The organism is Phenylobacterium sp. (assembly GCF_030651755.1).
GTDB lineage: Bacteria > Pseudomonadota > Alphaproteobacteria > Caulobacterales > Caulobacteraceae > Phenylobacterium.
Window position 1 is genome coordinate 1 of the sequence record NZ_JAUSBZ010000139.1, and the last position, 7,520, is coordinate 7,520.

General features: G+C 60.8%; 5 protein-coding genes. All 5 read left to right on the plus strand.

From position 1 onward, the window contains the following. Positions 1-120 precede the first annotated feature (120 nt). Entirely contained in the window at positions 121-1,482 is a 1,362-nt protein-coding gene (locus Q7V15_RS13085; RefSeq protein WP_370689814.1) for a flavin-containing monooxygenase, read from the plus strand. Between the two features lie 129 nt (positions 1,483-1,611). Next, entirely contained in the window at positions 1,612-4,137 is a 2,526-nt protein-coding gene (locus Q7V15_RS13090; RefSeq protein WP_304756133.1) for a hypothetical protein, read from the plus strand. 119 nt (positions 4,138-4,256) lie between these two features. Next, on the plus strand, positions 4,257-4,820 hold the full coding sequence (gene ahpC / locus Q7V15_RS13095) for an alkyl hydroperoxide reductase subunit C (protein WP_304756135.1): 564 nt from the start codon (positions 4,257-4,259) through the stop codon (positions 4,818-4,820). Positions 4,821-5,080: 260 nt separating this feature from the next. Beyond that, the gene (gene ahpF, locus Q7V15_RS13100; protein ID WP_304756136.1) at positions 5,081-6,667 is read left to right on the plus strand and encodes an alkyl hydroperoxide reductase subunit F; all 1,587 of its coding nucleotides are present in this window, start codon (positions 5,081-5,083) and stop codon (positions 6,665-6,667) included. 559 nt (positions 6,668-7,226) lie between these two features. Further along, a partial coding sequence (locus Q7V15_RS13105) for a chemotaxis protein CheW (protein ID WP_304756137.1) occupies positions 7,227-7,520 on the plus strand: 294 nt, incomplete at its 3' end.

Here is a 7,520-nt window from a genome sequence, read left to right on the forward strand (position 1 = left end):
GTGCCCTTTGTGTCCTTCGTGGTTGATCCAAGCCCCCCCAGTTGCCGACCCTAGGGGAAACGGCGCCATCCTCACCGCCACCACAGCCGAGGCCACATCGGCGCGGGAGGACCAGACGCCATGACCACCACGCCCCCCACCGCCTGCATCATCGGGGCTGGCCCCTCGGGCTTCACCACGGCCAAGCGGCTGAAGGACGAGAACATCACCTTCGACGTCTTCGAGATGTCCGACGACGTGGGCGGCAACTGGTACTTCAACAATCCCAACGGGATGTCGGCCTGCTACGAGAGCCTGCACATCGACACCTCGAAATGGCGCCTGGCCTTCGAGGACTATCCCGTGCCCGCCGACTGGCCAGACTTCCCCCACCACAGCCAGCTGCTGGCCTACTTCCGCGACTATGTGGACCACTTTGGTCTGCGCCCGCACATCACCTTCAACACCGCTGTGACCAAGGCGGTCCGCACGAACGACGGCCGCTGGGCCATCACGCTCTCAACCGGAGAGACGAGGACCTACGACGTCCTCTTCGTCGCCAACGGCCACCACTGGAACCCGCGTTACCCTGACTATCCCGGCGCGTTTTCAGGAACCGCCTTCCATGCCCACGCCTATCGCAGCCCCTTCGACCCCATCGATATGCGCGGCAAGACTGTGGTGGTGGTCGGCATGGGCAATTCGGCCATGGATATCGCCTCGGAGCTGTCCCAGAAGCCGATCGCAAAGACCCTGTGGGTGGCCGCCCGCCGGGGCGTCTGGGTGCTGCCCAAATACATGAACGGCCGCGTCGCCGACAAAGCCGCCATGCCCCACTGGATGCCCCGCAAGCTCGGCCTGCGTCTGGCCGCCAAGCGCATCCGCAAGATCGTCGGCAATATGGAGGACTATGGCCTGCCCAAGCCCGACCATGAGCCGCTCACCGCCCACCCCTCGGTCTCCGGCGAGTTCCTGACAAGGGCCGGCTGCGGCGACATCAAGTTCAAGCCGAACATCGCCGAGCTGATGGGCGACCGCGTGCGCTTCGAGGACGGCAGCGTGGAGACGGTCGACGCCATCATCTACGCCACCGGCTACCAGATCAGCTTCCCCTTCTTCGATGACCCGGACCTCCTGCCCGACGCCGAGCACCGCTTCCCCCTGTTCAAGCGGATGATGAAGCCCGGCGTGCCGAACCTCTTCTTCATGGGCCTGGCCCAGCCCCTGCCGACGCTCGTCAACTTCGCCGAGCAGCAGGCCAAGCTGGCCGCAGCCTGCCTCACCGGCCGTTACGTCCCGCCGAGCCCTGCAGAGATGGAAGCCATCATTGCCAAGGACGAAGCCCTGCACCTGGGCCACTTCTACAAGAGCCAGCGCCACACCATCCAGGTCGACTTCGGCCTCTATGTCCACGACCTGCTGAAGGAGATTGGGCGGGGGGAGAGGCGGGTCGGAGCGAATGGCAGAAATGAAACCCTCCCGGCGACAGCAGCTTCGAATTGATGCCGCCAATGTACGTTCAGCTACTTCTAAGGCACGACATTGAACGTCGAGATTGACTGAACGACTTCGACGCGCGCTAGGATTGAAAGCTGGCGACGCATCAAAAAGATCGCCCACTTTGGGGGGACCATGAGCGCAGAAATCGATGAAGCCGCGCGCAGACTAATCGCAATTCAAGATGAGGTCGAACGTCAACTTGGTGAAGAAATAAACGAGGCTACCACGCGATTCCGAGTTCTCGACCGAGTCCTGGTTGAAGTACTAGGGTGGAGCCACGGCAACATTACAACCGAACTCGCGGTTGAGAATGGCTTTGTGGACTACACTTTGCATGCTCCGGACGGCAGAGCGCTATGTGTGATTGAAGCCAAGCGTGCAGGTCGACTTCAGCTCGGAACAGCATCCTCCAAAACATCCGATCTAGCGCTAACGGGAGTGACCCTCAAGCCGCTCTCAGCACCCATACGCCAGACTATCAATTACGCGTCGCTCAAGGGCGTACCCGTAGCCTGCCTTACAGACGGAAGGTCCTGGTTGTTTTTTCAAACTAACCGTCGAGACGGTAAGTCATTGCTGGATGGTAAGGGCATATTTTTCCCTTCCCTACAGGCAGTTACATCTGACTTTCCGCGATTCCACGACCTCCTAAGCCCTGGTGGTTTTAAGGATCGCCTTGGTCAGGTCCAGCTAAATAGGGCAGAAGGAATAGCAGCGTCTGGTGAAGAGTCGCAATCTGCTGTGGCCCCACCAGAGCAAGCTCAAATGCATCCGCGAGGGGCACTTGGACAGGATGCCCTGCTTCTATTTCAGCAATTCTTTTCGAACATTACGTCTGATTCTGACCATGAGATGCTTACTGCATGCTTTGTAGAGACGCCCGAAAGTCGCAAAGCGGATGTTGAGCTGCAGAAAATTGCTCAAAAATTATTAAACAACATTCAACAATTAGACACCTCTAGTAGCGCCGCGCTTCAAGAGCACATCGAGCGCGCTATACAAATGATGACTTCGGAGACAGTTCTTCTGGTTGGGAATAAGGGAGCCGGAAAGACTACATTTATATCTCGTTTCTTTTCTCATATATTGAGCCCTGAAATTGCCAAATCATCAGTTCTGCTTCGCGTAGGATTGGAGAACTATTCAGATACCGATCACTTACGGCTGCCATCTTGGATAGTCCGCCAGCTAAGGGACCAGGCTGAACGCGCGGTATCCTCTGGGGATAGGGCAACATACGACGAACTGCGCGGTGTATTCTGGTCAGAATATGTGCGCCAGAGAGATGGGTCTCATTATCATCTATATAGGAAGGACCCCGATGCGTTTCGGATTCAGTTTGGCGATTATCTTGAGAGAATGCGTGAGGAGGATCCGGAGCAGTACCTACTCGCCTTCCTCAATCGAGCTGTAGCGAATGAGAGACGACTTCCATGTATCGTATATGACAACGCCGACGGGTTTCCGCCGCTCGTTCAAGACGCTGTATTCCAACTCGCCAACTCAATATCGAATAGATGCCCTGTATTAAATATAGTGCCGATTACGGACAGGACAGTCTGGCGTCTCTCGAGAGACGGAGCCCTAAAGAGTTATAGCGCTCAGAGTTTCTACCTACCAGTTCCCGAGTCTAAGCAAATACTCCGTAAACGGATAGAATATGTTAAGGACAAGCTTAACGATAGCCAGGATTTTGCGAAGCAGTATTTTACGTCGAAAGGTTTCAAGGTAAGCCTTGAAAACATAGATCGATTTGCAGTGGCAGTGGAACGATTATTCGTTTCCAACGAGTTTGTCTCTGGGACTATAGGGCGGCTGGCTAATTTCAACATTAGAAGAATGCTGGATATTGCTCGACGCGTGTTCATGTCCCCTGAGATTAGCATTGACGACGTTCTTACGGGATCCTTTGGCCTAAATCCGGGATCCTCCGAAATTAATCGCATTCACAGGGCTCTAGTTAAGGGAGAATACGACCGATACTCGGAGCGTGAGAACGAGTTTATACTAAATCTTTTCTGGACTGATCCTGTTAGTCCTAGCTCGCCTTTGCTTGCGTACTATATTCTGTGGATTCTTCGCCAGAGGATGATTTCGGCTCGCTCGGATAGCGTTGACTCTCGTCATTGGTCGATCGGCGACATATGCTCCTATTTCGAGGCTGCTGGCACCAGAAGCGAGCAGACAGTCTTATTGATCAACCGGTTGCGCGAGAGAGGCCTACTAGATTCATTGGACCCCAACATAATGGGCTTGGGCCCTCTAGACCGAATAGCTATTACTGATTCAGGGATCGCCCACATAGATTTAGCTATAAGCTCCGACGTTTATCTCGAAGAAATGTCCATGACAACTGGACTTAATAGCAATGACGTATACGCAAGAATCAAGTTTGCGAGAGAGAGCGGATCAGCCAAGCAACTGAACTTGGCAAGATCGATATTTGTTGACTACCTTGTGGAATTAGACACCGCTAGAACCAGTCTTCCGCCGACTGTTGAGTATGACCCGTTGAGGGAGGCGAGACGGCGCATTCGGGGCCAGGGTGGCGTGAAGACTGATCGCCCCACCCCAGCACCCAAAACCCAGGAACGCACTTCGCCGGCGGAAAGCATTGGCACTCCCTTGCGCCCCTCGCGGTGGCGCCGAGGCACCTAGCCCATCGACCCCCTCTATCGACCCCCCAGATAAAATCGATTTCTGCGATGCAGCATGGGGTGGTAGGAAGGCGGTGTTTCCTCCCCTCCTACCCAACCCAACGCCCGGAGAGATCGCGCATGGCTTCCGTCAACACGACCATTCTTCCCTTCACCGCCCAGGCCTATAAGGGCGGCAAGTTCGTCGAGGTCAGCGACGCCGACCTGAAGGGCAAGTGGTCGGTGGTGTTCTTCTACCCGGCCGACTTCACCTTCGTCTGCCCGACGGAGCTGGAGGACCTGGCCGACAACTACGCCCAGTTCCAGAAGCTGGGCGTGGAGATCTATTCGGTCTCGACCGACACCCACTTCTCGCACAAGGCCTGGCACGACTCCTCGCCGGCCATCGGCAAGATCCAGTACACCATGATCGGCGACCCCTCGGGCGTGGTCACCAACAACTTCGGCATGATGCGCGCCGGCCAGGGCCTGGCTGACCGCGGCACCTTCCTGATCGACCCGGAAGGCGTGATCCAGTTCATGGAAGTCACCGCCGAGGGCATCGGCCGCAACGCCATGGAGCTGCTGCGCAAGATCCGCGCGGCCCAGTACGTGGCCGCCCATCCGGGCGAAGTCTGCCCGGCCAAGTGGGAAGAAGGCGAAAAGACCCTGTCGCCCTCCCTCGACCTCGTCGGCAAGATCTAAGACCGGCCCTGTCCCGAGCGCCTGACCCCGCGGGGTCAGGCTGACGGAATAAGGGGCGTTTCCGGCCTCCCCCGGCCCTTGGGCCAGGCAATGGCCCGGGAACGCCCCGCCCCGACCCTGCGATCATGGAACGCCAAGGGTGGCCCAGGCTTATGCCTTGTCCGACCCTGGGGGTCTGCCGACCTCCAATCCCCTGATCGCCGACCCGACGTTTCCTCCCCACCGCGCCGACACGCCGGCGCAGACACCGGACCCGAGCCATGTTGGACGCCACGCTGAAGAGCCAGCTGCAGGGCTATCTGCAGAACGTGACCCAGCCGGTGGAGCTGGTCGCCTCCCTGGGCGACGGCCCCAAGGCCGCGGAGATGGGCGAACTGCTGGAGGACATCGTCTCGGTGTCGGGCGGCAAGGTCACCCTGCGCACCGACGGGGATGACACGCGCAAGCCCTCCTTCGAAATCCGCCGGGCCGGGACCGATGTGGCGGTCACCTTCGCAGGCCTGCCCATGGGCCATGAGTTCACCTCGCTGGTGCTCGCCCTGCTGCATGTGGGCGGCCATCCGCCCAAGGTGGACGCCGAGGCCATCGAACAGGTGAAGGCGCTGGAAGGCGACTTCGTGTTTGAAACCTATTTCTCGCTGTCGTGCCAGAACTGCCCCGACGTGGTGCAGGCGCTGAACACCATGGCCGCGCTGAACCCGCGCATCCGCCACACCGCCATCGACGGCGCGCTCTTCCAGGAAGAAGTCGCCGCCCGCCAGGTCATGGCCGTGCCGACCATCATGCTGAACGGCGTCGAGTTCGGTCAGGGCCGCATGACCCTGGAACAGGTGCTGGCCAAGCTGGACACCGGGGCGGCCGCCCGGGACGCGGCCAAGATCAAGGCCAAGGAGCCCTTCGAGGTTCTGGTGATCGGCGGCGGCCCGGCCGGCGCGGCTGCGGCCATCTACGCCGCGCGCAAGGGCATCCGCACGGGCGTCGCCGCCGAACGCTTCGGCGGTCAGGTGCTCGACACCATGGCCATCGAAAACCTGACCGGCACCCCGCACACCGAGGGCCCTAAGCTGGCGTCCGACCTGGAGCGCCATGTGCGCGACTATGAGGTCGACATCATGAACCTGCAGAAGGCCGCCAAGCTGATCCCGGCGACCGAGACCGGCGGCCTGGTGGAGATCGTGCTGGAGAACGGCGCCTCGCTCCACTCGCGCACCGTCATCCTGGCGCCCGGCGCCCGCTGGCGGCAGATGAACGTGCCTGGCGAAGACAAGTACCGGAACAAGGGCGTGGCCTACTGCCCCCACTGCGACGGCCCCCTCTATAAGGGCAAGCGCGTGGCGGTGATCGGCGGCGGCAATTCCGGCGTCGAGGCCGCCATCGACCTGGCCGGCATCGTCGCCCACGTCACCCTGATCGAGTACGATGGCAAGCTCCGCGCCGACGAGGTGCTGCAGCGCAAGCTGAAGAGCCTGAAGAATGTCGACATCATCACCTCGGCGCTCACCACCGAGGTGATCGGCGACGGCGCCAAGGTCACCGCGCTCACCTATAACGACCGCGGCACGGGCGAGAGCCACAAGGTCGAGCTGGACGGCATCTTCGTGCAGATCGGCCTGGTGCCCAACACCGAGTGGCTGGCCGAGGGCGGCGTGGCCCTGTCCCAGCGCGGCGAGATCGAGGTGGACGCCAAGGGCCAGACCTCGGTGGCCGGGGTCTTCGCCGCCGGCGACGCCACGACGACGCCCTACAAGCAGATCGTCATCGCCATGGGCGAAGGCTCCAAGGCCGCCCTCTCAGCCTTCGACTACCTCATCCGCCTGGCCCCCGTTGAGGCCCGCCAGGCGGCGTAAGGGAACGGCTCCCCCGTCCTCGTCCTTCGAGGCCCGCTCCCGCGGGCGCCTCAGGATGAGGACGGACTGGGACGCCCCAGCCCCTCCCACGCCCCTCATCCTGAGGTGCGAGCGCCAGCGAGCCTCGAAGGACGCAAAGCGCGCCCCAACCCCACCTCCGTCACCGGGCTTGACCCGGGGGTCCATGCACACCGATCCCAGTCCCGTGTTCATGGATGGTCGGATCAAGTCCGACCATGACGGTGAGAGGAAAGGCACGGCGCAGGCCCCACCGCCCTCGCCCGCCGCAGGCGCTGCAAAGATCAACCACCAAGCCCACCAAGCTCACAAAGGAAACGCGGCCCCTTCGTGACCTTCGTGTCCTTCGTGGTCGCCCCTTCAAACCCCACCCCGACAAAAGGTCGCAGCAAAAAGCTTGGCCGGAGAGGTCTCGTTAACCTCCCCTCATCGATCTTCACCCACAGTGCGATCACGGGCGTGGATTCGGGATAGCCCATCCCGAACGCCCTGAGAGCCGGCCCTTTCGGGCCACAGCCGAACGCTGGGAGGCGTTCTGAGCATGACCGGACAGCCCCTCGCCACCAGCGGCGAACTGATCACCGTCGTCATCGGCGAGCAGCGGTTCGCCATCGACATCCAGCTGGTCCGGGAAATCCGCGGCTGGACCACCTCCACCCCGCTGCCCAATGCGCCGGACTATGTGCTGGGGGTGATCAATCTGCGCGGGGCGGTGTTGCCGGTGCTGAACCTGGCCGCGCGGCTGGGCCTGCCGGCCAGCGAAGTGCGCGCTTCCTCGGTGGTCATCGTCGTCGACCTGGTGGGCCGCACGGTCGGCCTGCTGGTGGACGCGGTC

Coding starts and splice junctions, on each gene's coding strand:
- Q7V15_RS13085 (WP_370689814.1), top strand. CDS start 121: ATGACCACCACGCCCCCCACCGCCTGCATCATCGGGGCTGGCCCCTCG.
- Q7V15_RS13090 (WP_304756133.1), top strand. CDS start 1,612: ATGAGCGCAGAAATCGATGAAGCCGCGCGCAGACTAATCGCAATTCAA.
- ahpC (WP_304756135.1), top strand. CDS start 4,257: ATGGCTTCCGTCAACACGACCATTCTTCCCTTCACCGCCCAGGCCTAT.
- ahpF (WP_304756136.1), top strand. CDS start 5,081: ATGTTGGACGCCACGCTGAAGAGCCAGCTGCAGGGCTATCTGCAGAAC.